This is a genomic window from Eubacterium ramulus ATCC 29099, from assembly GCF_000469345.1.
Classification (GTDB): Bacteria; Bacillota; Clostridia; order Lachnospirales; family Lachnospiraceae; genus Eubacterium_I; species Eubacterium_I ramulus.
Genome location: NZ_KI271092.1, coordinates 69,858 through 94,267 on the forward strand (window position 1 = coordinate 69,858; position 24,410 = coordinate 94,267).

Below are 24,410 nucleotides of genomic sequence, written 5' to 3' on the forward strand. Positions count from 1 at the left end.
ACTCTGGCAGAATGGTTTCAGGCTTTTGACCCTGGCACCATCATTTTATTAGATGTTTTTCATCAGATTTACCATTTCAATTGCGGAGCAGGCTACATCATATCCTTTGTTTCCGGCCTTTGTACCTGCACGCTCGATAGCCTGCTCAATATTGTCAGTAGTCAGGATACCAAAGAGTGTCGGTACGCCGGTCTCAAGACCAACCATAGCAGTTCCTTTGCTTACCTCAGCACATACATAATCATAGTGGCTTGTGGATCCTTTGATTACAGCACCCAGGCAAAGCACTGCATCATATTTTCCGGAAGCTGCCATTTTCTTTGCAACGATCGGAATCTCAAATGCACCCGGAACCCATGCCAGATCGATATCCTCATCTTTTACACCGTGACGTACACAGGCATCCTGTGCACCGCCAACCAGTTTTGATACGATAAACTCGTTAAAACGCGCTGCTACAATACCGATTTTAATGCCCTCTGCTACTACATTTCCTTCTAAAATTCTCATTTTCTTATCCTCCTGATTTTTTAATTTCATTGCAACTGTTCTGAAGCGTTACATTTTATTTATAGTTTGTCATATGATCCATTTTTTCCTGTTTTGTTTTCAGGTAAAAATAGTCAAATTTCTGTGCTTTGATCTGGATCGGCACACGCTCTTCAATGGTAATACCATATCCTGAAAGTCCTGTGATCTTGGTTGGATTGTTTGTCAGCAGACGCAGACGTTTTGCTCCGATATCCCGCAGAATCTGTGCACCTACGCCATACTCACGCATATCTGCCGGGAAACCAAGTTTGATATTTGCTTCTACGGTATCGTAACCCTGCTCCTGCAGTTCGTATGCTTTCAATTTATTGATCAGGCCGATGCCGCGTCCTTCCTGACGCAGATACAGCAACACTCCTCTGCCCTCTTCTGCAATCGCTTTCATGGCCGCATCTAACTGTTCTCCACAGTCACAACGGCTGGATCCAAACACATCACCGGTCAGGCACTCGGAATGTACCCGGCAGAGCACCGGCTCACCGTCTGTTACATCGCCCATCACAAGCGCTACATGATGATCTCCGTTTAAAATATTTTCATATCCGTAAATTTCAAAGTTACCGTATTTTGTCGGCAGTTTTGCATCCGCTTCTCTGCGGATCAGGCTCTCATGCTGCAAACGATATTCAATGATATCTGCAATCGTAATAACGGTCAGATCATGTTTTTCCGCAAACTGTAACAGTTCTGTGGTACGCATCATCGTTCCGTCCTCACGCATGATCTCACAGCAGAGTCCGCATGGTTTCAGTCCGGCAAGTTTTACCAGATCCACTGTCGCCTCTGTGTGACCGTCACGCACCAGCACACCGCCCTCTTTTGCACGCAGCGGGAACATATGGCCAGGTCTGCGGAAGTCCGCCGGTCTTGCTCCATCTTCTACGCATTTCAGTGCAGTATAAGAACGCTCTGCTGCGGAAATACCGGTTGTGGTGTCTACATGGTCAATGGATACGGTAAATGCCGTACAATGATTATCGGTATTTACATTTACCATCTGATCCAGTCCCAGTTTGTCGCAGAGCTCACCGCTCATCGGCATACAGATCAACCCCTTCGCTTCACATGCCATAAAGTTTACATTTTCCTGTGTTGCAAATTCAGCTGCACAGATCAGATCTCCTTCATTCTCTCTGTCCGGATCATCAATGACCAGAATTACTTTCCCATCTCTCAAATCCTGTAATGCTTCTTCTACTGTTCCGATTTTCTTTGCCATTTTTTTATCCTCCAAAAATTTTCCTGTACGGTTCACACGCGCCATTCCTCACTATGCATTTAGATAACTCCTCATGCAAGCGTGATCATGATCTGAATGTATGTGACGAGTGAACTTAAAATCCATATTTTTTTAAAAAGTCTTCGGTTATTCCACTTTCTTTTTTTGTTTCCTGCTCTTCTGCCGCTGGCGCCGGACGCATCAGTTTTTCTACATATTTTCCAATGATATCGCATTCCAGATTCACGATATCTCCCACCTTCCGGTCATGCAGCGCCGTCACCTGCTGTGTATGCGGGATGATGGACACTTTAAAACAATGATCATCTACATAAGCCACCGTCAGGCTGATGCCATCAATGGTGATAGAACCTTTTTCCACAATATAACGCAGTAAATCCGCTTTCGCCGCAATGGTATACCACACGGCATTATCATCCGGTTCAATGCTCTGAACGGTTCCTGTCCCATCGATATGACCTGATACGATATGTCCCCCAAATCTGCCATTTGCAGGCATCGCCCGTTCCAGATTAACCTTCGCCCCGGTGCTTAACTGTCCCAGAGAACTGCGGTTCATCGTCTCTGCCATAACATCTGCGGTATAGTAACTGCCACCCATACTTGTCACCGTCAGACACACACCGTTCACTGCGATACTGTCTCCGATCTGGCTGCCTTCCAACACCGTCCTGCATCCGATCGTCAGCACACAGGACCGGGCACCATGCCGTACACTCTGAATGGTTCCTACCTCTTCAATCAATCCTGTAAACATGTTTCATTCCTTCTTTTCACTTTATCTCTGCCTTTTTATTATTTCACATATCCCACGATGCAGAAGTCATCGCCCAGCTTCTCAATCTCCACATTTTGCAATGTGATCGCATCTGCCATCCGGTCAATTCCCATTCCTTCCACCGGAGAACGGGCATCCATACCGCCGATCAGCTTTCCGGCGATATAGGCATATACTTTATTCACAATACCATCTTCCAGTGCAGAAGCATTCAGGGTTCCGCCGCCCTCCAGCAGAATGCTGTCAATGTTCTGCCCGCCAAGCTTCTTCATCAATTCCACCAGATTGACTCCGTGTGCACCTTCCGTTCCAATGATCTGAATCCCGGCTTCTTTTAATCTTCTGATTTTTTCCTGCTTTCGTTCCGATTCCAAGGCTTCCTGACTGCAGGCTACTATCGTCTCAATATCTGATGCAGTTTTTACAATCTGGCTTTCTGTCGGAATGTGCAGGTTCGAATCACAAATGATCCGCACCGGATCCACACCGCCTTCCACACGACAGTTCAACATTGGATCATCCGCCAGCACCGTTCCGATTCCTACCATGATGCCACGGTAACGTCCCCGCATCCGATGTACCTGCGTTCTGGCAATTTCCCCGGTAACCCATTTAGAGTCTCCGGTGGCACAGGCGATTTTTCCATCCAGTGTCATGGCATATTTCATCACCACGAAAGGGGTCTTTGTCGCAATGTAATGATAAAATACTTCATTTAACTTCCGGCATTCTGCGTCCAGGATCCCGGTCTCTACATAAATGCCATGATCCCGCAGGATCTGTACACCTTTTCCTGCCACCAGTGGATTGGAATCCATGCTTCCCACAAATACTCTGGCGATTTTTTTCTCAATGATGATATCCGTACACGGTGGTGTCTTGCCCTGATGGCAGCACGGCTCCAAAGTTACATACAGATCCGCACCGGCAGTATCTTCCGTGCAGCGGGTCAGTGCATTGCGCTCCGCATGGAACTCTCCGTATTTCTCATGATACCCCTCACTGATGATCCGTCCGTCTTTGACTACTACACAGCCGACCATAGGATTTGGTGATGTATGGCCTTCCCCTTTTCGCGCCAGCTCCAGCGCCCGTCTCATATATTCTTCTTTTTTTTGCATAAAAAAATCACTCCCTCCAAGCTTCCAGGGATTTTCCTCTTCCATAAATCTTTGCGCTTCCTGAATTTTTTGCTTTTCTTTGCCTGATGCTTATGTTAGCTTTATATAACATTAACATCCCGGCTTCGATAAATTCTTTCGGATCAAAAATTTATGGTAAAAGAAAATCCCTGAGACATAAATCTCAGGGAGTGAAAATCTTTTATTAAAGGAATCTCAAAATCTGTTTTCCATTGAACTGGTTAAGTTTCTCTGCCAAACATCATTTTCTGATTCTGTTTAACTTTTATTTTCGCTTGTTCTTCTTTCATCCAGACTATACTGTCGGCTTTGGAATCTTCTGCTGATCAGAATCACCAAATCAACGCTTTCACGCTCGCGGGCTTTACCGCCGGTCGGGACTCTCTGACTCGAAGTTCATTCTGTTCAGATCACCCTGCCCTGAAGATTTCTTTGCTTTTTCTGCACATATGATAGCACAGACTTTTTGTAAATGCAATCTTTTTTTACGAGCATCCCGCTTCGAATTGCAATCCCAGACGTTACTCCTACAGCCAACTCATCCCAGGCACCCTCACGGCACACAAGAGATCCTACTTAGGGCTGCTCCATTCCTGACCTGACCCGGTTCGTAAGTTCCTGTTGCGTGAGACCCAAAAATCTACGCCGCTTATAAGAGGCAGCTCTACAATTAACAACCCTCTGCGGGATATCACCCCAACTCTAGCGGATTGATGGTACAAGGTACCGCTACCACCCCGGCTGCTCGAGTTTTAAGTATATCATTGAATCTCGGTAACTGTCAATAAATTTTCGCTCATTTCTCTCCAACCTGCTCCGGTGCATGTTTCTTCCGCTTTTTCTTTTCCCGCAACTCTTTAAAAAAATCACTCAGCATCACGGAACATTCTTCCTGGCAGACGCCCTGCACGATCTTCACCTGATGGTTAAATCCTGCGATCTGAAGCAGATTCAATACCGATCCGGCACAGCCGGCTTTCGGGTTCATGCTCCCGATCACCACGCGGTCGATCCGTGACTGCACCAGGGCACCGGCGCACATCTGACAAGGTTCCAGCGTCACATACATCGTGCAGCCTTCCAGCCGCCAGTCACCCAGTTTTTTGCTTGCCTTGCGAATTGCATTCAGCTCCGCATGGGACAGTGTATTTTTATCCGTATTCCGGCGGTTATATCCACGGGCAATCACCTTGCCATCCTCGTCCCGCACAATGATACAGCCGATGGGGACTTCATCGATGGCATATGCTTTTTTTGCCTGTTTTATCGCTTGTTTCATATATTTTTCATCTGTCGTCATTACTGTTATATCCTTTACCAGTTGATATTTTGTAAAGCGGACATATTCTCTTCAGAACCACTGCACGCTACCCTTTGTTTCAGTCAGCGCCAAACCATAGTCTGCCGGAAAATGCCACATGGGGCAATTCATAAAACGTACATTTTGCCGGACAGATGGGCTTGTACAACGGATCTGCCACAATGATTTTTGCATCTCTCAGAGCTTCCTCCATCGCTTCCTCTCCGAGTACAATAGCATCTTTCTCTCCGACCAGATTTTCACATTCTTTCAATGGGCAAAACACGCGTACAGAATGTCCGTATTTTTTCTCAATACCTGCTGCCAGAGATCCCATAGTTACAGGTTCCCCGATCAGGGTAATTTCCGCTTCTTTCTGCATGCGATTCTGCAGATATACCATTTTCCGATCAGATTTTCCGGATTCCAGCTTCGTATTCTCTGTGCTGCCGCATTTTTGTATTACCTGTGTCCCGGATGCTGTGCCCGTGAATTTCACATCTGATAATTGCTCCGTTTGTTGTTCTGCCGCCTCTTCCAGTGCTTCTGAAATAGTCTCTGCCAGCCATTCATTCGGTGTTCCAATCACATACGGCGTTCCGAATTTTTCCTGAAGCACCTTTGCTGCCCGCAGCCCCACTGCCGATACCACCAGATTGACATCCGCCGTTCCTGCCTGCTGCAGCGTTTCCAACGTATCTCCCATCGCCCAGGCAGAAAGAACATTCCAACCATAGTTATACAGATTTTCTTTCATAATTTCCACGTTTTTCTGCGGGCCAAAGTCTAACGGCGTCACACCCAGCAGATTTACACTGCGGCCAGATCGCTTTTCCTTTTTCTTTGGATTCACGTTCACCACCGAATCCGGAAACCTGCTATCATCTGTCGTTTCTGTTTCAGCACTTTTATTTGCAGATGTTTGCTTCTGCGTATCATTCTCTATCTCTGTTTTTCCGGCAAACCGTTCCGCAATTTTCTCCAATGCGATGCCCGCACCATACACATAATCATGCATGCCATTGGTAGGCACGGAAAATGTCGGGATTCCGGTTTCTGCCTCAATGACCCGGGCGATCGCTGGAAAATCTGTTCCATTCATAAAAGGAATCGGAGAACCCGCCAGAGCAATAAATTTCGGCCGCAGTTCCCGGGCTGCATGTTCAATATCATCAATAAATTTGCGGTCATTTCCCATGATTGCATCAATCTCTGTCAGACCGGAAATAAAGATCAGACTGTCCTGATCGTACCAGCGGATCTCGTCGTGAGTATTGTAAGTAGAATTGCAACCGGAAGGATCATGCATGACGGTCATTCCGCCCAGCTCGTACAATGCAGAGCAGACTCCGGACACATCTGCCGTATAAATCGGTATGATTCGATAGGATTGTCTCATAGGCAGCACTCACACCCCCATCCCTTTTGTATCACAAGTTTTTCAGTATCTTTTTCTTCCCGGTATGCATCCATCATCAGTTCCGCAGTTCTGCGGATTCCGTCAAATCCGTACAGGCCTTCCCCCTGCACCAGATTAACAAAATGGCGGCTGCGGCAAAAATAGGCTGCCTTTTGTCCGATGGCAAGCACTTCCTCTTCACCACCCCTTGGCAACACCCGCATTTTCACCTGGATCGTTGCGATCAGTTCCAGTTCCGGTGCATGCTCCCGCAGCCAGTCAAATGTTTCCTTTTCCTCCGGGCTGATACCGTCAAGATACACTGCTTTTACTTTAAATCCATGCATCAAAAGTATTTTTGCCAGCCCTAATGGTCTCGGATGATACAGATAGTCCAATGTGACCGGCATATCTCCAATCAGTTTCTTTGCCTTTGCCAAAGCTGCTTCGCAGGCAGACCGTTCCGCATCCAGTGTTTCTCTGCTTAATTCCGGAAGTCCTAGAGCAGTTGTCAGCTGCCGCATCTGCTGCTCAATCTCATCATAATCAAAACTGCCCGGCAGATACAGATGCTCCCGGCCTAACCGCCGCGCCTGCGTCTCCATCCCGTATTTTCCGGCCGGATAAATATCGAGAAACAGCCGTCCCCGACTCATAGCCAACAGATCCTGCCAGTTCTCACAGGTGGGAAGCTCCCGCACCGTATAGTGATATCGTTTCAATAACCGTTTGATATCGCTGCTCTCATCTAATGCAAAGTCACTGCCGAATATCGACACCGTTTTCGCATCCGGCTCACACTCCGACAACGGATCATACATGGCTTTCCGCAACTTCTGATCCGGCGTCAGACCATGTTTTTGCATAATCGGATCCATATAGCAGCGTATAAAACAGATATCCGGGAAACGATGTTCCAGCTCTTCATAAATATAATTCAGATTACTTCCCACAAAATGATGCAGACACACGGTAAACAGCAATACCGCTTTCGGATGGTCGCTGCGCTTATTCAGTATATCTGTCACACCTTCAATGGTGATGTCCTCCAAATTGCCATTTAAAACATGCTGTTCCTCCACAATGACAAAAGAAAAACGATCTGCCGCATTCATCTCCGCTGCTGTCAGTACAACGCCGCGCATACAATTATCCGCACAGACATAGATCTGAATTGCCTCCGGAACCAACATTCCCGTATGCACGATATTCCAGTTGCCATGCACCGGAGAATTATATTCCAGCTCGGATGCAAAAGGTGCCGGAAAAGATGCATTTTTTATTTTTACCACTGCATCTTGTGGATCTACTGTTTCACCTACACGCTGCAACATCTAGTTTTCCTCCTGCACAACCGTATCGACTGTGTTTTCGCTCTGATTTTTCTGTGACACCGCTTCGTTTTTTTCATACCCACTCTGTACTTCTGCAGTATCTTTCTTCTTCGTCATATCAGACTTTGCATTTTCCGGCAAAATGCCACCACATATCGTATACATCTGTTTTGCAAGGGCACGGTATTCCCCTGCCATAGCACTGTCCGGATAACATTCCATCAATGTCATACCCTGTTCTTCTGCCAGCGCCACCTGTTCACTGTGGGATAATGTACCAATGACAGCGGTATGAAAATCATCTGCCAGTTCCGCAACTTTTTCCGCTTCCCGCGGAACATCCCTGCGGTTTAAAATGATGCCGCCAAGTTCCGCATAACCACGGTTTTTAAAATTTTCCACTGCCATGGCAATGTTTGCCGCTGCATGGATCGCCATGTTTTCTCCGGAAGTGATGATAAATACTTTGTCCGCATAGCCGTTTCGCATCGGCATGGAAAATCCACCGCAGACTACGTCTCCAAGAACATCATACAGAATCACATCCGGCTTATATACTTCATATGCGCCGGTTTCCTTCAGTTTTTCCAGTGCTGTGATAATACCACGGCCGGCACAGCCAAGCCCCGGTGTCGGTCCGCCGGCCTCCACACAGATGACATGGTGGTAACCGATACGGATCATATCATCCAGCCGCAGCGCCTGTTTTTTTTCATTATATAAACTCAGCACGGTAGGAACCGCCTCTCCGTGACGCAGCTGTATGGTGGAATCTGCTTTCGGATCACAGCCGATCTGCATCACCGTCAGACCCATCTCTGCCAGAGCCACTGCCACATTGGAAACCGTGGTGGATTTTCCGATTCCACCTTTTCCGTAAACTGCTATCTTGATCACTATTTTGTTCCTCCCTCTGCCGGAGTAATAACATTCGAGTATGCCGTTTTTGCAGATACGCCTTTTAAACGCCCAATTTTTCCGGAAAGTGCACTGATGACATCCTGCGGTGCATCAATGGCAATACTGATAATGCTGATTCCCTTCGGTCGATACGGAATGCCCATCCTGCCGACAATGTACTGTCGTGCCTCGTGAAGCAGGGTATTCAGTTCTTCGATGGCGTCTTCCTGTTCCACAATAATTGAAATAACCGCCACTCTGGTATCCATGTCCGGTGTCCTCCTTTTCTAGCAAATACGCGGGAGCAGTTCACCGCCTGGCTGCGGGAGCAATGCCTGCGTACCGATCTCTGTTTCCATTACGACTCTGCCCGGTTCTTCTGCAATGACTTCACCAATGATGGCTGCATCTGCGGAATACGGACATTTATGCAGTGTTTCCACGATGGCATCTGCCTCTTCCTTCGGTGCCATAATGACCAGTCGGCCCTCACAGGCAAGGTACAGCGGCTCCAGTCCCAGCATACCGCAGACGCCTTTTACTTCCGGCTGCACCGGAACGGCTGCTGCATTCAGACGGATACCTACATTACTCTGTCCGGCGATCTCATATAAAACCGTTCCGACACCGCCTCTTGTGGCGTCACGGATCACATGCAGATTGTGTGTCGTGTCCATGACTGCTTTTACGGTTCCCCATAATGGTGCACAGTCACTGGTTACATTTGCATCAATACCGAAATCTTCTCTTTCCAGAAGGATCGTGCAGCCGTGGCGGCCGATATCACCGGTCACGATAATGGCATCTCCCGGTTTTGCCAGTTCACCGCCGACAGTGACCCCTTCCTGAATCTCACCCATTCCGGTGGTGGTGATGAATACTCCGTCTACCTGACCTTTTCCGGCCACTTTTGTATCACCGGACACGATATGTACACCGGCTTCTTTTGCCGTTTTTTCCATTGCAGCGGCAATTTCTTCCAGTTTTTCCATCGGAAATCCTTCTTCGATGACAAAGGCGCAGGTCAGGTACAATGGTTTTGCTCCCATGCATGCAAGGTCATTGACCGTACCGCAGATAGACAGTTTTCCGATATTTCCACCCGGGAAAAATGCTGGCGATACGATAAATCCATCGGTAGATACAGCCATTCTTCCTGCCGGCGGAACCAGCACTGCCGCATCATCTGCTGTCAGATCGGAATTTGCAAAATGTGCCTTAAACACCTGGTCAATTAATTCGGATGTCTGTTTTCCTCCGGCACCATGTGCCATTGTGACTGTTTTATTTTCCATTATGTTTTCCTTCTTTCTGTTTCATTTAAATTTATGGTAACGATTCATGAATACTGATAGTATGCGGAGCAGGCTCCCTCCCCGGATACCATGCATGCCCCAATTGGATGCTGCGGTGTACAGCCTTTGCCGAACACTTTGCAGTCGGACGGTTTGCATTTTCCCTGAAGCACATCTCCGCAGCGACAGGCCGGATTTGGTCTGCCTTCTATCTTTGGCATCTGATATTTGATGCGGGCATCAAACTCCTGCCACTCCGGTCTCAATTTCATGCCGGATGCCGGAATCACGCCCAGACCGCGCCATTCAGAATCGCAGGCTTCCATCATTTCATCCACCAGCACCTGTGCTTCTCTGCTTCCGTCCTGTGTCACCACACGCGGATAACAGTTTACAAAAAATGGTTTGCCCTCCTGAAACTTCACCAGGGAAACTGCCAGCGCTGTCATCAGTTCTTTTGCGGTAAATCCTGCCACAACACCGCTGACACCTTCTTCGGTCAGTGCCTCGCACAAACGTGTTCCGGTGATGGCGTTGACATGACCCGGATACAAAAACACATCCGCACTGCCCTTTAATGCCTCATAAGCCTGCGGCATGGTTTTGTTCGCAACCAGCAGGGAATAATTATCCAGGCCGTCCTCTTTTGCAGATTTTACGGACAGACAACCGGCCGGTGTCGTTGTCTCAAATCCCACCGACAGAAAGGTTACCTGCTCCTTTGGATGTTCTTTCGCATATTTTTCAGCATCTGCCGGAGAATAAACGATGTGGATCTTTCCTCCCTGTTCTCTGGCTCCCGCAAGGCTCATCTTTGTACCCGGCACGCGCACCAGATCACCAAACGTACAGATCGTCACTCCTTTTTCCAATGCCAGATAAATCGCTTCATCGATAAAGCTGACCGGCGTCACGCAGACCGGACATCCCGGACCGGAGATCAACTCCACCTGTTCCGGCAGCAATTTGCGGATTCCCAGACGAAAAATCTCATGGGTATGCGTACCGCACACTTCCATGATCCGCACCTTCGGACCGTTATAGTTCTCAATGATTTCCCGGGCCGTTTTCTTTTTATTATCGCCGTTTGTCTCTCCCATTACAAAAATTCCTCCATAAGCTGATCTGTCTCGCTGTCATCTTCATCGGTAATCTTTGCAATTGCCACACCGGCATGAACCATGACGTAATCTCCCGGCTCCAGATCTTCCAGAAGCTGGGAAGAAACTTCTCTTTTTGCTCCGCCTGCATCAATGACAGCTGTGCCGTTACTGATTTTTACTACCTTTGCTGATAAACCTACACACATTTCTTTTCCCTCCTGAAAATGCAGTTATTTGTTATTGCGCGCAGAACACACGTTTGCTATAATATCTTTGGGTGCTACCTTAAACGGTAGGCGGTTAGTCCTTCAACAGAGGGACTGATTCTACACTCCGTTCCGGTCGGTGCTAAACGAGTGCCACCGGCACTCAGCACCTCTCTGATTACATAGAAATCCTGTTATCAGGAAATTTAATGAAAGAGGGTTTTCTTTATGAGTGATTTCGAACTGCTTTCCCTTATTATGATGATATTAAATATTATCGTAATGATATTGATTGCATATATAAATCAAACAAAAAAGTAACCGCCCACAGTCTGCAAAACTAAGCGATTACTTTTTGTAATAGTATATTTTGTGACTAACCGTCTATCGGTAGCACCTTTTTCTTTCAAATTTATACTATCATTTCGCTTAATTTATGTCAAATGTTAAATCTCTTTTTTCACATTCTGTAAATAATACAATCCATAAGCCGCCTGTCCAATGGCAATTCCACCGTCGTTTGGCGGAATCATATGATGCCGCAGCACTTCAAAACCTTCCTGCTCCAGACCTTCTTCTGTCAGACGCAGAAGTAATCGGTTCTGAAATACACCGCCACTCAAAGCCACTTTCGCTCTGCCTGAATGCTCACGTGCCGCCTTGCAGGCAGCCACGATCTGTTCCGCCAGCGTCCGGTGAAACAGATAAGCCAATGCTCCGCTGTCAGCGCCTTGCAGTTTTGCTTCCACGATCTGCTGCACCAGTGCTTCTGTATTCAAAATGCAATGTTCCTCTGATTCAAATATTAACTCCTGACGTATATTATGCCTTTCACTTAAATCAGATGTTTGTTTCTGCTCAAAGGCTTCTGCCGCAAACTGCAGTGCTGTGGATGCCTCACCTTCAAAACTCGACTGCCGCCGGATTCCGAGGATCGCACTGACTGCATCGAAAAGCCGGCCTGCACTGGTGGACATCACTGCATTGATCTTACGGTCTGCCATTGTAAACTGCACCTTGCTTTCCTGTTCACTGCATAGTCCCAGTTTCTCAATGATCTCCCACGCTTTTTCCCGGTCTTTGGTATATCCGTAGATCATGGATACGGCAATACGCCATCCCTCTTTTGCAGAGGCGTCTCCGCCGATCTGTAAAAATGGGGTAATGCTGCCAAATCTTGTAAAATCCTGATAATCCGCCAGCAGAATCTCTCCGCCCCAGATCGTACCGTCCGTACCGTATCCGGTTCCGTCAAAGGAAACACCAATCACCGGTTCCTGACAGTCATTTTCTGTCATACAGGATAAAACATGTGCATAATGATGCTGCACCTGAAGCATCGGATAACCAAGTTTTTCCGCGACAACCGTGGAATTGTATTTCGGATGCAGATCACAGACCACCACCTGCGGTTCCACTTCCAGTAACGTCCGGAACCGATGAATTGTCTCCTGCAAAGCTTTTACTGTCCGCAGATCTTCCAGATCCCCCACATACGGAGACGGATAAAACCGGCTGTCCACGCCGATGCAGAATGTATTTTTCAATTCACCGCCCACAGCAAGCACCTGCCCTTTCCAGTCCACAGATGTCATAAAAGGCAGTGGTGCATAACCTCTGGAACGCCGGATCATATACGGCTCATTTTTATAAAAATCCATGACCGTGTCGTCTGCACGGATCCGGATTTTCCGATCATGTGATAAAATAGCATCACATAAATGAGACAATTCGGCAACCGCTTCCTCATCATCACGGCAGATTGGCGCTCCTGATGTATTTCCGCTTGTCATTACCAGCAGATCCGGCATTTCGATCCCATCATCATACTGAAAAATCAGCAGCTGCACCGGTGCATACGGAAGCATCACACCGACTTTTGGATTTCCAGGTGCCACAGAAGGTGCCAGCCGTGTTTCAGATATATTTTCCGACTGTGGTTGGCTTTCTTTTCTATGTTCCTTTGATCGTCTGTCCAATAGTAAAATTGGTTTCTGATGACCGGTCAGGATCGCTTCCTGCTCCGGTGTCACGATGCATTCCCGTTTTACCACCGTTTCATCCTTTGCCATGATTGCAAAAGGTTTCGCCGGACGGCATTTTAATGTGCGCAGACGGCTGACTGCTTCTTCGTTTGTCGCATCACAGCACAAATGAAAACCGCCGATTCCTTTGATCGCCACAATTCCGCCGTCGTGGATCACCTGCCGTGTATAAGTAATGGCATCCCTGCCCCGTTCGCTTCTGCCGATCAGATACACTTCCGGTCCGCAATCGTTGCAACACACCGGCTGTGCATCATACCGCCGCGTCTCCGGATCATAATATTCTTTCGCACAATCCGGACACATAGGAAATTCTTTCATGCTGGTGCGCTCCCGGTCATAGGGCAGCGCATCCAGTATGGTCAGCCGGGGACCGCAGCAGGTACAGTTGATAAACGGATGCAGATACCGCCGGTTCTTCGGATCATACAGTTCCTCTTTACACTCATCACAGATCGCAATATCCGGCGAAACAAAGATCTCCCCCTTTGTTTTTTCGCTTTCTATAATGTCAAAATCCGAAAACTGCGGTGCCTCCTCTGCCGGAACCTCTTCCATATTTATTTTTAAAATCGCCGCACGTTTCGGTGGACGTTCCTCCAGATCTTTCAAGAAACCATCCACCTGTTCTACCGCTCCCTGTGCATAAATCTCCACATACGGCCCTTTATTACAGACATTTCCACGAATCCCGTTTGCTGTGGCATGGCGGCTCACCGTCGGGCGGAAACCAACGCCCTGAACGATACCATACACCCGGATCCGCTTCGTAATCTCGCTCATATCTCTCTTCTTCTCCTAATTTGCTTTCCTCACATATCCCTGATACACAGCATTTTGTTACGCCAGACGCCCTGACACTGCAAAATGCACCGTATCTACAAAGATTTCCGCAAACTTCGGTGTCATCCGTTCCATGCAGTGATCCGCATAGATCACGTCAAAACCGCCCTTTTCCACCAGTTCGACATAATCATCCTCATCCCGTAAATGCAGATCGCCCTCCTGTCTCAGCTCCGGTTTCATCATAAACCAGCTTGCCACCGTCACTTGTGCATCCGGCGCCTGTTTCAAAATTTCTTCCCGGATGGCGGTTCCCATCACCTGCTGCTGTACAACCAGCACTTTTTTACCGTTGTAATCCAGATCAGAAACCAGTTCGTCCACCAGCGGATAACCGATCTCATACGGAGTTCCGTAAGTCCGCTCCAGATATTTCGCCGCTTCCAGTGCCGCCGGTGCCACCACGATGTGTTTTTCCACATTGGAAACAGATTTCACATCGTCCAATCCGTTTCCCATACCATAGCAAATAGCAGTTTTCCCTTCTGCTGCAAAATGCTCCCGGATACGGTCAGCCGCGCGCAGATCACTGATATCCTGCGGTGTCATGCCCAGAATTCCGATATTTCCCGGAATCACATCTTCTTTTTCACCGGCAAACACCCGGAACAGCTCCTGCCATGCTTTTTCTTCGCCTTTGTCATATAATTCCATGCCATCGGTGTCCACCGTCAGAATCGGCAGATCCACTTTTTTCTCCGTCATACGCTTTAAGGCATGATAATCCGTCCCGATAACGGCCGGAACCGGTGTTCCGATGATCGCTGCAAACTTTGCATCCAGTTTTGTCACTGCATCTGCAAGTTTTGCCACCAGACGGTCATCCCGTCCGAGGATCGCATCCATATCGCGAAGACCCGCACTGAACAGTGCACTTTTGCTCTCAAACCAGCGCGGCTCATCAAATCCACAGATGTTTCCGGTACAGCCACCGGCATCACAGATGACGATGATCCCGCCAAATTCATATAATACAGATACTGCGCCGGACTGATCCGGTGCAAAAGGTGTCAGATATTTTCTCAGTCCTCTCATTGCTCTATACCTCCGCCAGTGCCTCAAACAGTCTGCGCACGCCGGCGTAGCCGTACGGCTGCCGTTCCCCGTTCCAGAGCACGTTTGGACAGTTTTTATGATAATAACCGGCATCTTTTCCGATGGTCAGAGTTACCCCGGAATCTGTTCCGTCGTAATACAGCATCGTCGGTTCCAGATTGGAAAACACTTTCGTCTCCGGACTCAATGCTGCCAGTTGTTTCACATAGATAAAATTTTCACCGGATAACGTACCATATATCTCCGGCACCCGGAAACCGTAACGCACCAATGCGAGTGCCAGTTCAAACGAATCTCCGTTCATCCACTCACCCACGGCAAAGGATGCCTCCGGATGTTTTTCCTTAAATTTTGCGACCGCATTTTCCGCTGCTCTCCGTGGTTTTTCGTCATCAAATGTTACTCCCAGAGCTGCACCAAAAGCACGATACTGACTGGCAATCTTATCAATCTGATACAGTCTGCGCAGTTCGATGTACGGGATTTTCAGTCTGTCGTGAAAGTCCTCTGCCACAAACCTTGCCTCCGGATGAAGCACCAGATTAAAATTTGCCTCAGACATGGTCTGATATTCCGCATAATCCTTACATCTTGAAATTTCATGGATCGTTTTCACACCGGCATCATGAAGCAGATCATATAATTCACAGTCATCCACCAATGGGGAAAAATATCCTAATAAATTCACCACATTTCCTTTTTTCTTCTTTGGCTCCAGCAAAGAATAAATCGACTGTCGCACATGCACCATCGGCGGCTTGCGTCCCTCTCTCGTTAATGCATACATATAACATGGTTTTACCGGAAGTCCCGCAACTTCCTCCGCCTTGCGGCAGACACGCTCCATATCCGTTCCCAGCAGCGCATCCACACAGGTGATACAGATCATCACAACGGATGGCTTTTTCTCCAGTCCCTCACAAATCTCCGCTACCGCTTTTGGGATTTTTTTCAAATGACGACCGGTTACGATATCCGTCTCATCCATCAGCAGATAATAAAAACGGTCATGGTACGCCCGCATAGAACTCAGAACCGATGTATTTCGGCCGCAGCATCCCGGAGCCACGATCAGCATAATAGAACCCGGAACCGCCAGACCTGCACGTTTAACGCCAAATCCTTCCGCTCCCGGGGAGTTGAATGCCAGCGTTGCCGGGGAACTGTAGATCAGATGCGTATGAGAAATGAGCTGCTGCGGAATATTCTCTTTTCCAAGGCTGTTCAGTTCTTCTATCGTACAAAAATATGCTTCCTGTCTCATATATTTTCCTCTTCTTTCCATAAGTCAGAATACTTGCTGCCTTATGCATTTTCCTCTTCTTTTAGTAATAATTCCGCCAGATCAAAGAAACATTTGCTGATCTCAGAATCCGGATTTCCTTCGATCACTGTTTTTCCCTGATCTTCCCAGCGGATAATTTCATCGCTTCGCGGCACTTCGCCCACAATCGGCACACCGATTTTTTCAGAAAATGCCTGCACTTTTTCCATCTCATTTTCAACATTCCGGTGATTCAGCACGATGCCAAACACCCGGGCATAACTGCGGTCTTCAAAATTGCGCACCGCACTGGAAATATTGTTTGCCGCATACAGCGCCATCTTTTCTCCGGACGTAACGATCAGAACTTTCTCTGCATACCCCTCTCGGATCGGTGCTGCAAAACCGCCACAGACCACGTCACCCAGCACATCATACAACACCACATCCGGCTTGTAATGCGCAAACAGATCCATGTCTTCCAGAAGCTGGAATGTCGCAATGATACCGCGGCCTGCACAGCCAAGTCCCGGTGTCGGTCCACCGGTCTCGATACAGAGGATCCCGCCGTAGCCTTCCTTTGAAATCTGCGCCAGCTCATCCGGCTCCTCGTCCTCTTCCCTCATAAAATTCATCACCGGGCGAAGCGGTTCTCCTCCCAGTAAATTAATGGTGGAATCCGCTTTCGGATCACAGCCGATCTGAATGACACGTTTTCCCATATTTGCAAAAGCGGCTGCCAGATTGGAAGTCACTGTAGACTTTCCGATGCCGCCCTTTCCGTAAATCGCTACCTTTAACATAATCTCCTCCTGAACCTAAAAAAACCATTTCCCCGGCAATCCGTCGGAAAAATGGTTTTGTAAATCCAATCATATCAGGTCTTACTTCTATCTGATCAGAACGACTAACCTGAATAAAAAATATATGTTTCTGCAAAAATAAATATCACATTATAACAGATATCATCAACCTGCCATTCAGCAAAAACGTTATATTTTATAATTTTACCTGTATCAACCAACTATTCCAGCTCGGATTTTCCTTGCCGTCAGAGTTTTCTTTATTATACTTATTACACTTTAACTACAATGTTAACATGTTATTTCGCATTCAGATAGATAGAATCACTCCGTCTGCATTTTTCATCTCAGTAGACATATTGTACTTGTTTTAATGCAAGTTAGTCAATTGCAATTCTACCGGATATTCCTGAAAATAAACCGGCGATGTGATACAGTCTGATTCCACAACCGTAAACTTCGCATGTTTCGCAAAATACTCCGGATACAATTCTGCCGCCCTCATAATACTTTTCGGCGGACAACGCAGACACTCATAAGTTCCTGCGGGTATGCACTTATACTCCGCCAGTTCCTCGCAGTTTTCATACACTTCCACATATACAAAATAAGTAAACGTCCCATCTTCCACATCCAGCATCATTCCGGACGGATAATTTGCCGACAGCTGATGCTTCTGTGCCAGTTCAAACAGTTCACTCAGCTTTTTGTGAAATTCCACAGAAGACAGACCTTCTTTGATTTCTCTTCTTAAAATATTCCGTTCCGGTATCTCTCTCCTGTAAAATCCATCGCAATCCCGGTATTTTTCCGTATCCTGAATACCCCGTTCTGCCAGCTGCAGCCGTTTCAGGCAGCTCTGCAATTCGCCGATTTTTTCATAGGCACGGATCTGTCCATCCCGCAGTAACCCCTTCAGGTCAAACTCGCCTGTCGGTTCCACATACTGATTCCAGTTTTTCAGTGGGATATCCAGAATCTGTAAAAATTTAATCATGTCAATGGCCAGCATCTGCTCATTTTTATAATAGCGATACCCCGTATCCGGATCACAATAGGCCGGTTTCAGAATTCCGATTTTCTCATAATAACGCAGGGCCTTTATGGAAATCTGTTTTACCTTCGCCACTTCCCCGATCGTCATATATCCATCCATGTATACCTCCACATTTTTATATAATTTGATGTTGTGTTCAAAAGATACCATACGAATTGTTCCGTACCTCGTACTCCCACAATTCTACATCATAATTTTTGTATACATTTTCTTTTTCCTTGACTCTGCCCTTAGGGCAAGGTTTACAATTATTTTATCAAAAACAGACAGCTTCTGCAAGAAACTCCCATTTTCTATGAAGAATATGTCAAGTCTGCACTGAGCCGAATCACACACCCGGTCCCACATATGTTCGACTTGAGCTGGTCTTCCGTTATAACTGGATTTTTGCAGAGTAAAAATATCATTTATGGAGGTATTTCTAATGGCAGTAATGAACAAAACACTGATCATCCACCACATTAACGACATCGACAACATTCCGGCAATGGAACGCTGGTTCGTACACCATCATTGTCCGGAAGTAATGGCTCAGGAGCCATGGCTGACGCGTTACGTTATGTACCGTGTAATGCCGCCGGCAAAAGGCATGGAAACCATGGGATTCTTCAATTACCGTGTACATGAGAATCTCGGACTTGACGTAGAAGGCAGAAGAAGCCTGCGCGGACTTCTTGGTATGACACCGGAACCGGTAGAAAACGCTATGACAGTTGCAATTGCAAATATTCCGGCTGAGCCGACAGAGGATTTCTTTGGTCAGACAATGAATCACGCCGGAAAAACATTCATCCGTTTTGTATACATGATGTCCTATCCAAAGGGCGTTTCCCGCGAAGAGGGCGAAGACTGGTTCTTAAATCATTTTGCACCGGAGGCATGCAAATTGCCGGGACTGCTTCGTTTCTTTTCACACAAAGCATATGACAAACAGTATTCTCCGATTCCGCTTCCGGAAGGCGACGGTACTCCGGAATTCGTAGATGTCAGCGAGGACAATATCTTCTTCCATCGCTGGGATCGTGTCTGCGAACTCTGGTTTGAGAACAACTCTGCATGGACAAATGCATTTATCAACAATCCACCGGCATGGACGGTTCCATCCTGGGCAACACGCGATACTTTCCCATTCGTAGAGCCGATGAAAGATTTCGTATGCACAAGCCTTCTGGAACGGCCGGATCAGAATATGCTGAAACACTATGATGGCTGCATTTTCTAGTGTGCCTGACGGAACTGATTTTGGCATAATTTAATTTTTTATATTTAATACGAAAAGGAAGAATCCTGTCGGGTCACTAGACATTCACTACTATGTAAACGGACAGGTCGTATTTTTCTAAGACAGCTTATTAGAATACTTTCTTAAATTTCATTAATAATTTACTGTTGCCCGCATTTTGTGATAAAATGAATAGCATATCGTTTAATCATACACAAAGGAGAGTAACATTCATGAAAAAACAGCAACTTGCAGCATTATGTTTGGCTGCCGGACTTGCTTTAACAGGAATTACATCTCCGGTGTCAGCAGCACAGACTGGCACCGGTATTTCCATGTCAGCAAATTCCACTTCTGACACGCAGACCAGCTCCTCTAAGAAGAATGGCACAGCCACAGATTCCGAAAGCAATTCCGCAAATCAGAACAGCACAGATTCCACTGATACAACTATTTTCCCGGAACAGGCGGTTCAAACTGCTCCGATAAGGTCTGAAGACCCGACCGATACAACGAATCCAACGAAGCCATCTGAGCCGACAGAGCCAACAGATCCATCTGAACCAACAGATCCGACAGAGCCATCCAATCCGGAAAAACCGGATACCACGGTAAAAAACGGTGTCTGCTATGATGAAGATACCGATACCTGGAACATTTACAAAGACGGCGAACTGGCTGAGCCATGCAACGGTCTGTATGACACAGAAAATGGCTGGCTTTATATCGTGGACGGCAAATTTCAAAAAGACTACACCGGTCTTGCAGAAAACGGTGCCGGATGGTGGCGTATCGTTGACGGAAAAGTTGATTTTTCCTGCAACGGTCTTGTAGACAGTGAATATGGTTGGTGGTATCTGCGCGGCGGACGGATTGATTTCGAATACACCGGCCTCGCAGAAAACGAGTACGGATGGTGGTATATCGAAAACGGCGGTCTGTATTTCAATGCTACCGGTCTTGCTCAAAATGAATATGGATGGTGGTACGTCCGCGACAGCAAAGTAGATTTTGGTTTTACCGGTCTTGCAAACAATGAAGTTGGCTGGTGGTATGTCCGTAACGGTCAGATTGATTTTTCCTATAATGGACTGATGTGTTACTTTGATACCTGGTGGAAGATCACCGGCGGAAAAGTTGACTTTGATTACACAGGAATTGCACCAAATGAATATGGCTGGTGGCGTGTGAAAAATGGTCAGATTGACTTCAGTTTTAACAGCATTGCATCCAACGAGCATGGATGGTTCTACCTGAACGGCGGAAAAGTTGACTTTGGCTTTACCGGTGTTGCTGAAAATGAAAACGGATGGTGGTATATCCAGAACGGATTTCTTGATTTTTCTATTACCGGAAACTATGTGGATGGCATCCGCACTTACAATGTTTCCAACGGCAGAGTCATCGGCTGCAACTTCTACCTGCCACAGACATCCATCATTCTGCCGGACGGCGGTTACAACCTGTCCACCGCAAATATCGGACTGAAAGTTATCAAAGTAAATCAGGCCGTATGTGGAAACAGCAGCGAGCGCTATACTTCTTCCACCGCATCTGCTGTAAAGACATTCCAGCGTACACATGGGCTTGGTGTCACCGGAATTGTAGACATCACCACATGGAAAGCAATGGGGTACTCCGAATATGACTGGTACAACCTCGGCACTTACCGCACACCGATCAAAGTATTCAACGGTGCCACCCGTGAGTACCGCATCAATGCGATGCTCCAGACTGCTGCCGAATATGCATCTGCCGGCACAAAATACAAAGTCGGCTGTTCCGGAACACCGGGAACCTATGTAGATTGCTCCGGTCTGATCTACCAGTGTCTGTACGCAGCAGGTATCAACCCGGCTTCCAACATTGTAGATCATGCCCTTGCCATCTACGAATATACATCCGCAAACCTTGCTGCCGATAACAGACTCGGCATTGAAGTTGCATCTTACGATCTGCAACCGGGCGATCTTGTATTTTATGCCAAAAATGGTAAAAGCAGCGTGTGCCACATTGCTATTTATGCCGGAAACGGATGCATCTATGATTCCTGGCCGGGCATCGGTGTTTCCTACCGCTCCTTAAATATCAGCGGTTACCATACTGTAAAAATCAGACGTGCCTTCTAAATACCGGCATAGGTACATTATTCATCAAATTTAACACAATGATTTTTTATCCCCTGCTTCTGTCAGCACCGGGTAAAACAGGGGATCTTTTTATCTCAGTCAAAAACAGACTCCTACTTCCTGCTTCTTACTATTTTACGTAGTAGAAACAGGTGGTCTGACTTTCTTTGCTAAATCTCGATAAATCGATACCAGTAACCAAACTCTCCCGTCTTCTGCCTGGTCATCTGTTTTGTCCGGAATTCCGGAAATCCGAAAATCCCTGCCATCAGTTGTTCCTGATTGGAAAACACGCCCGGAACCCCAAGAAACCACTGCCGCTGCTCCGCCTCCATATATCCGAACAGCACCATTTTATAGTTAAAATAGCCATGCAGCAGAAAGCTGTTATTTGCCAGATACTGATATTCCTTTGGCAAAATTTTAAAATCCTGCATCTGCAGCTTCACGGCATACACATTCCCGTCCTCATCAAAAGGACAACATAACGGATGTGCTGCACAGAAACATTCCCACTGCTTTTCCCAGGCACCGACCGCCGGACAGAGGTTCTTCTCCTGTGTCCGCGGAAACGGTTGATTTTTCTGATATAACGCATCTCGGTTTTCTGCCGGTATGGATATCGCCTCTGCCGTCTGGGTTGCATGAAGTTCCCCGGTTAACTGATTTTTCTGTTCCTGCGCAGGTTCCCCGGAGTCTCCTTGTCCCTCTTCTTCTGTATCAGCTTCCTTCTGTCCGCCAATCGGATCAATCTGATTTATCATTTCTTCATTTTCCACATCATTTTCTACCGGTTCTTTTTCCGCACGGTTTTCTGCTTCTGACTCTGTTCCTTTCTGCAATTTCAAATTCCGCCACACCGTTCCGACATCATCCCACTGACTGGCAACGAATCTGTCCGGCTCTTCCTGCTGACAGATATAGAGACCTCGCATTTCCTGCATGGAATGTGCCGTCTCCCCGACATGATCCGCATCGCACAGGAAAAACTGGCGGGCAATTCCCTCCTGAATCCGCAATTTTCCCAGATAAATGCCCACCGGAACATACGCATCCTTAGACAGGAAATAAACTTCCGCTTCGCTCCCCTTCATTCCCGTAATCTGAATCTGCACCCGGCAGTGACCCTGCCTGATCTCTATTTTGGCAAATCCGCAATTCTCCTGCTTTTTCTCATCTTTGTACCGAAACATGTATGTAACAAACCTCTGATATCCGGGCATACGTTCACTCCTCATATAACACACTCTTTCTATAATGTATGAACTTCCTTTTCAATTATTCAGAAATAACCCGCTTATTCTTATCCGGTGCACTGAATCATTGCAATTTTTTTCGAAAATTTCTGATAATTCTGTTGACAAACAGGATGTCACATGCTATATTAATTTCAACAACAATAATCATTATCATTTTCGAAAAGGAGATAGATGTTAAAACACAGCAAACAACGAGATGCCATTGAACAATTTCTGGCTACCAGATACGATCATCCCACCGCAGAAACCGTTTACCTGAATCTGCGGGAAGACTATCCAAAGATCAGCCTGGCAACTGTTTACCGCAATCTGTCGTTGCTTGCCGAATTAGGTAATATTCAGAAAATACCTACCGGAAACGGCCCGGACCGCTTCGACGGCCGACCGGAACCTCACAACCATTTTCTGTGTGATGAATGCGGCAGCATGATAGATTTACAAATGAACAGTATTGATCATGTAGATGAGATCGCCGCCCAGACATTTGACGGATTAATCAAAGGACATTCCATTTTATTCTATGGCATTTGCCCGGAATGTCTGAAAAAAGAACAACAATAAATGAATAAACCAGCCGAAAACGACTGATTTTAATAAAAATGATATTTAAACTTATTTCAAAAGAAAGGAAATGAATTATTATGAAAAAATTTGTATGTACAGTATGTGGTTATGTTTATGAAGGCGAGAAAGCTCCGGAAGTCTGTCCAATCTGTAAAGCTCCTGCTGAGAAATTCAAAGAGCAGACTGGCGAGAAAGTATGGGCTGCTGAGCATGTAGTAGGTGTTGCACAGGGCGTTAGCGAAGATATCCTTGCAGACTTAAGAGCAAACTTCGAAGGCGAGTGCTCTGAAGTTGGTATGTATCTGGCAATGGCAAGAGTTGCTCACAGAGAAGGATATCCGGAAATCGGATTATACTGGGAGAAAGCAGCTTACGAAGAAGCTGAGCATGCTGCAAAATTCGCAGAATTACTTGGTGAAGTTGTAACAGACAGCACAAAGAAAAACCTTGAAATGCGTGTAGATGCTGAGCATGGCGCAACAGAAGGAAAATTTGACCTTGCAAAACGTGCAAAAGCTGCAAACTTAGATGCAATCCATGATACCGTTCATGAGATGGCAAGAGACGAAGCAAGACACGGAAAAGCATTCGAAGGACTGCTTAAGAGATACTTTGGCTAAGCTACAAGCCATGCAATAGAAAAGGAGATATCACATCGGGGGAGCTTGCTCACCAAGATGTGATATCTTCTTTTTTATTATACGGCGACAGCCGTCCATGAGGAAGTAGCGTCAGCGGATTCCGAATGGTGCATGGCTTGTATACGTATATTAGCGGCAAGGGAATTTATTCACTCCTCGGCTTGCTTTTCTTTTTAGACGTGTTGGGCGACAGCCCTCCATGAAATAGCCCGCAAGGGCTATGAATGGCTCGGCGCAGCCTCAATAGCGACAGCCGTCCATGAGGAAGTAGCGTCAGC

21 protein-coding genes, 1 other RNA gene, 1 pseudogene and 1 riboswitch are annotated in these 24,410 nt (G+C 46.8%); of the genes and pseudogenes, 4 read left to right on the plus strand and 19 right to left on the minus strand.

Annotated features, from left to right (window positions below):
* Positions 1-48: 48 nt before the first annotated feature.
* The 18 genes and pseudogenes from ribH to HMPREF0373_RS15920 all read right to left on the minus strand — a co-directional run bounded on the left by ribH (position 49) and on the right by HMPREF0373_RS15920 (position 18,416).
* The gene (ribH, locus tag HMPREF0373_RS02680; protein WP_022036382.1) at positions 49-510 is read right to left on the minus strand and encodes a 6,7-dimethyl-8-ribityllumazine synthase; all 462 of its coding nucleotides are present in this window, start codon (positions 508-510) and stop codon (positions 49-51) included.
* A gap of 55 nt (positions 511-565) precedes the next feature.
* Positions 566-1,771, minus strand: a complete 1,206-nt coding sequence (locus tag HMPREF0373_RS02685) for a bifunctional 3,4-dihydroxy-2-butanone-4-phosphate synthase/GTP cyclohydrolase II (protein WP_022036381.1) — start codon at positions 1,769-1,771, stop codon at positions 566-568.
* A gap of 115 nt (positions 1,772-1,886) precedes the next feature.
* Positions 1,887-2,549, minus strand: a complete 663-nt coding sequence (locus HMPREF0373_RS02690; RefSeq protein WP_021738042.1) for a riboflavin synthase — start codon at positions 2,547-2,549, stop codon at positions 1,887-1,889.
* A 38-nt stretch (positions 2,550-2,587) separates the two neighbouring features.
* Positions 2,588-3,691 (minus strand): bifunctional diaminohydroxyphosphoribosylaminopyrimidine deaminase/5-amino-6-(5-phosphoribosylamino)uracil reductase RibD, encoded by a 1,104-nt coding sequence (gene ribD / locus HMPREF0373_RS02695; RefSeq protein ID WP_081695189.1) that lies wholly within the window; start codon positions 3,689-3,691, stop codon positions 2,588-2,590.
* Positions 3,692-3,986: 295 nt separating this feature from the next.
* Positions 3,987-4,144: riboswitch (FMN riboswitch) on the minus strand.
* Positions 4,145-4,199: 55 nt separating this feature from the next.
* An RNA gene (ffs, locus tag HMPREF0373_RS16295) (signal recognition particle sRNA large type) lies at positions 4,200-4,461 on the minus strand.
* Positions 4,462-4,508: 47 nt separating this feature from the next.
* The gene (gene tadA, locus HMPREF0373_RS02700; RefSeq protein WP_021738044.1) at positions 4,509-5,012 is read right to left on the minus strand and encodes a tRNA adenosine(34) deaminase TadA; all 504 of its coding nucleotides are present in this window, start codon (positions 5,010-5,012) and stop codon (positions 4,509-4,511) included.
* Positions 5,013-5,091: 79 nt separating this feature from the next.
* Complete coding sequence (locus HMPREF0373_RS02705; protein ID WP_021738045.1) at positions 5,092-6,411, minus strand: nitrogenase component 1; 1,320 nt, start codon at positions 6,409-6,411, stop codon at positions 5,092-5,094.
* Positions 6,408-7,745 carry a nitrogenase component 1 gene (locus HMPREF0373_RS02710; RefSeq protein ID WP_021738046.1) on the minus strand — a complete coding sequence of 446 codons (1,338 nt, stop codon included), beginning with the start codon at positions 7,743-7,745 and terminating at the stop codon, positions 6,408-6,410. The genes HMPREF0373_RS02705 and HMPREF0373_RS02710 overlap by 4 nt, the downstream gene beginning before the upstream one ends.
* A gap of 147 nt (positions 7,746-7,892) precedes the next feature.
* Positions 7,893-8,642, minus strand: a pseudogene (locus tag HMPREF0373_RS02715) (nucleotide-binding protein); the annotation flags it as partial.
* Complete coding sequence (locus HMPREF0373_RS02720) at positions 8,642-8,914, minus strand: TM1266 family iron-only hydrogenase system putative regulator (RefSeq protein ID WP_021738048.1); 273 nt, start codon at positions 8,912-8,914, stop codon at positions 8,642-8,644. The pseudogene HMPREF0373_RS02715 and the gene HMPREF0373_RS02720, both read right to left, overlap by 1 nt.
* 18 nt (positions 8,915-8,932) lie before the next feature.
* Positions 8,933-9,940 carry a hydrogenase expression/formation protein HypE gene (gene hypE / locus HMPREF0373_RS02725; protein ID WP_021738049.1) on the minus strand — a complete coding sequence of 336 codons (1,008 nt, stop codon included), beginning with the start codon at positions 9,938-9,940 and terminating at the stop codon, positions 8,933-8,935.
* A 44-nt stretch (positions 9,941-9,984) separates the two neighbouring features.
* A complete protein-coding gene (gene hypD, locus HMPREF0373_RS02730; protein ID WP_021738050.1) occupies positions 9,985-11,040 on the minus strand; it encodes a hydrogenase formation protein HypD in 1,056 nt (351 codons plus the stop codon).
* A complete protein-coding gene (locus tag HMPREF0373_RS02735; protein WP_021738051.1) occupies positions 11,040-11,249 on the minus strand; it encodes a HypC/HybG/HupF family hydrogenase formation chaperone in 210 nt (69 codons plus the stop codon). The genes hypD and HMPREF0373_RS02735 overlap by 1 nt, the downstream gene beginning before the upstream one ends.
* A gap of 446 nt (positions 11,250-11,695) precedes the next feature.
* Positions 11,696-14,077, minus strand: a complete 2,382-nt coding sequence (gene hypF, locus HMPREF0373_RS02740) for a carbamoyltransferase HypF (protein WP_021738052.1) — start codon at positions 14,075-14,077, stop codon at positions 11,696-11,698.
* Positions 14,078-14,134: 57 nt separating this feature from the next.
* A complete protein-coding gene (locus HMPREF0373_RS02745) occupies positions 14,135-15,172 on the minus strand; it encodes a nitrogenase component 1 (RefSeq protein ID WP_021738053.1) in 1,038 nt (345 codons plus the stop codon).
* Positions 15,173-15,176: 4 nt separating this feature from the next.
* Positions 15,177-16,457, minus strand: coding sequence for a nitrogenase component 1 (locus HMPREF0373_RS02750; RefSeq protein WP_044962661.1), 1,281 nt, complete (start codon positions 16,455-16,457; stop codon positions 15,177-15,179).
* A gap of 41 nt (positions 16,458-16,498) precedes the next feature.
* Positions 16,499-17,260, minus strand: a complete 762-nt coding sequence (locus tag HMPREF0373_RS02755) for a nucleotide-binding protein (RefSeq protein ID WP_021738055.1) — start codon at positions 17,258-17,260, stop codon at positions 16,499-16,501.
* Positions 17,261-17,630: 370 nt separating this feature from the next.
* Complete coding sequence (locus HMPREF0373_RS15920) at positions 17,631-18,416, minus strand: MerR family DNA-binding transcriptional regulator (RefSeq protein ID WP_167618616.1); 786 nt, start codon at positions 18,414-18,416, stop codon at positions 17,631-17,633.
* Between the two features lie 325 nt (positions 18,417-18,741).
* Between HMPREF0373_RS15920 and HMPREF0373_RS02765 the strand changes: the two genes are divergently transcribed.
* Positions 18,742-19,539 carry a hypothetical protein gene (locus HMPREF0373_RS02765; protein WP_022036366.1) on the plus strand — a complete coding sequence of 266 codons (798 nt, stop codon included), beginning with the start codon at positions 18,742-18,744 and terminating at the stop codon, positions 19,537-19,539.
* Positions 19,540-19,772: 233 nt separating this feature from the next.
* On the plus strand, positions 19,773-21,668 hold the full coding sequence (locus HMPREF0373_RS15925) for an NlpC/P60 family protein (RefSeq protein ID WP_021738059.1): 1,896 nt from the start codon (positions 19,773-19,775) through the stop codon (positions 21,666-21,668).
* A 170-nt stretch (positions 21,669-21,838) separates the two neighbouring features.
* On the opposite strand, the gene HMPREF0373_RS02775 is transcribed toward HMPREF0373_RS15925, so the two are convergent.
* Positions 21,839-22,891 (minus strand): DUF6128 domain-containing protein, encoded by a 1,053-nt coding sequence (locus HMPREF0373_RS02775; RefSeq protein ID WP_044962628.1) that lies wholly within the window; start codon positions 22,889-22,891, stop codon positions 21,839-21,841.
* Positions 22,892-23,098: 207 nt separating this feature from the next.
* Between HMPREF0373_RS02775 and HMPREF0373_RS02780 the strand changes: the two genes are divergently transcribed.
* Together HMPREF0373_RS02780 and HMPREF0373_RS02785 are read left to right on the plus strand one after the other, a co-directional pair.
* Positions 23,099-23,488, plus strand: coding sequence for a Fur family transcriptional regulator (locus HMPREF0373_RS02780; protein ID WP_021738062.1), 390 nt, complete (start codon positions 23,099-23,101; stop codon positions 23,486-23,488).
* Between the two features lie 80 nt (positions 23,489-23,568).
* Positions 23,569-24,111, plus strand: coding sequence for an NADH peroxidase (locus HMPREF0373_RS02785; protein WP_021738063.1), 543 nt, complete (start codon positions 23,569-23,571; stop codon positions 24,109-24,111).
* Positions 24,112-24,410: the final 299 nt, after the last annotated feature.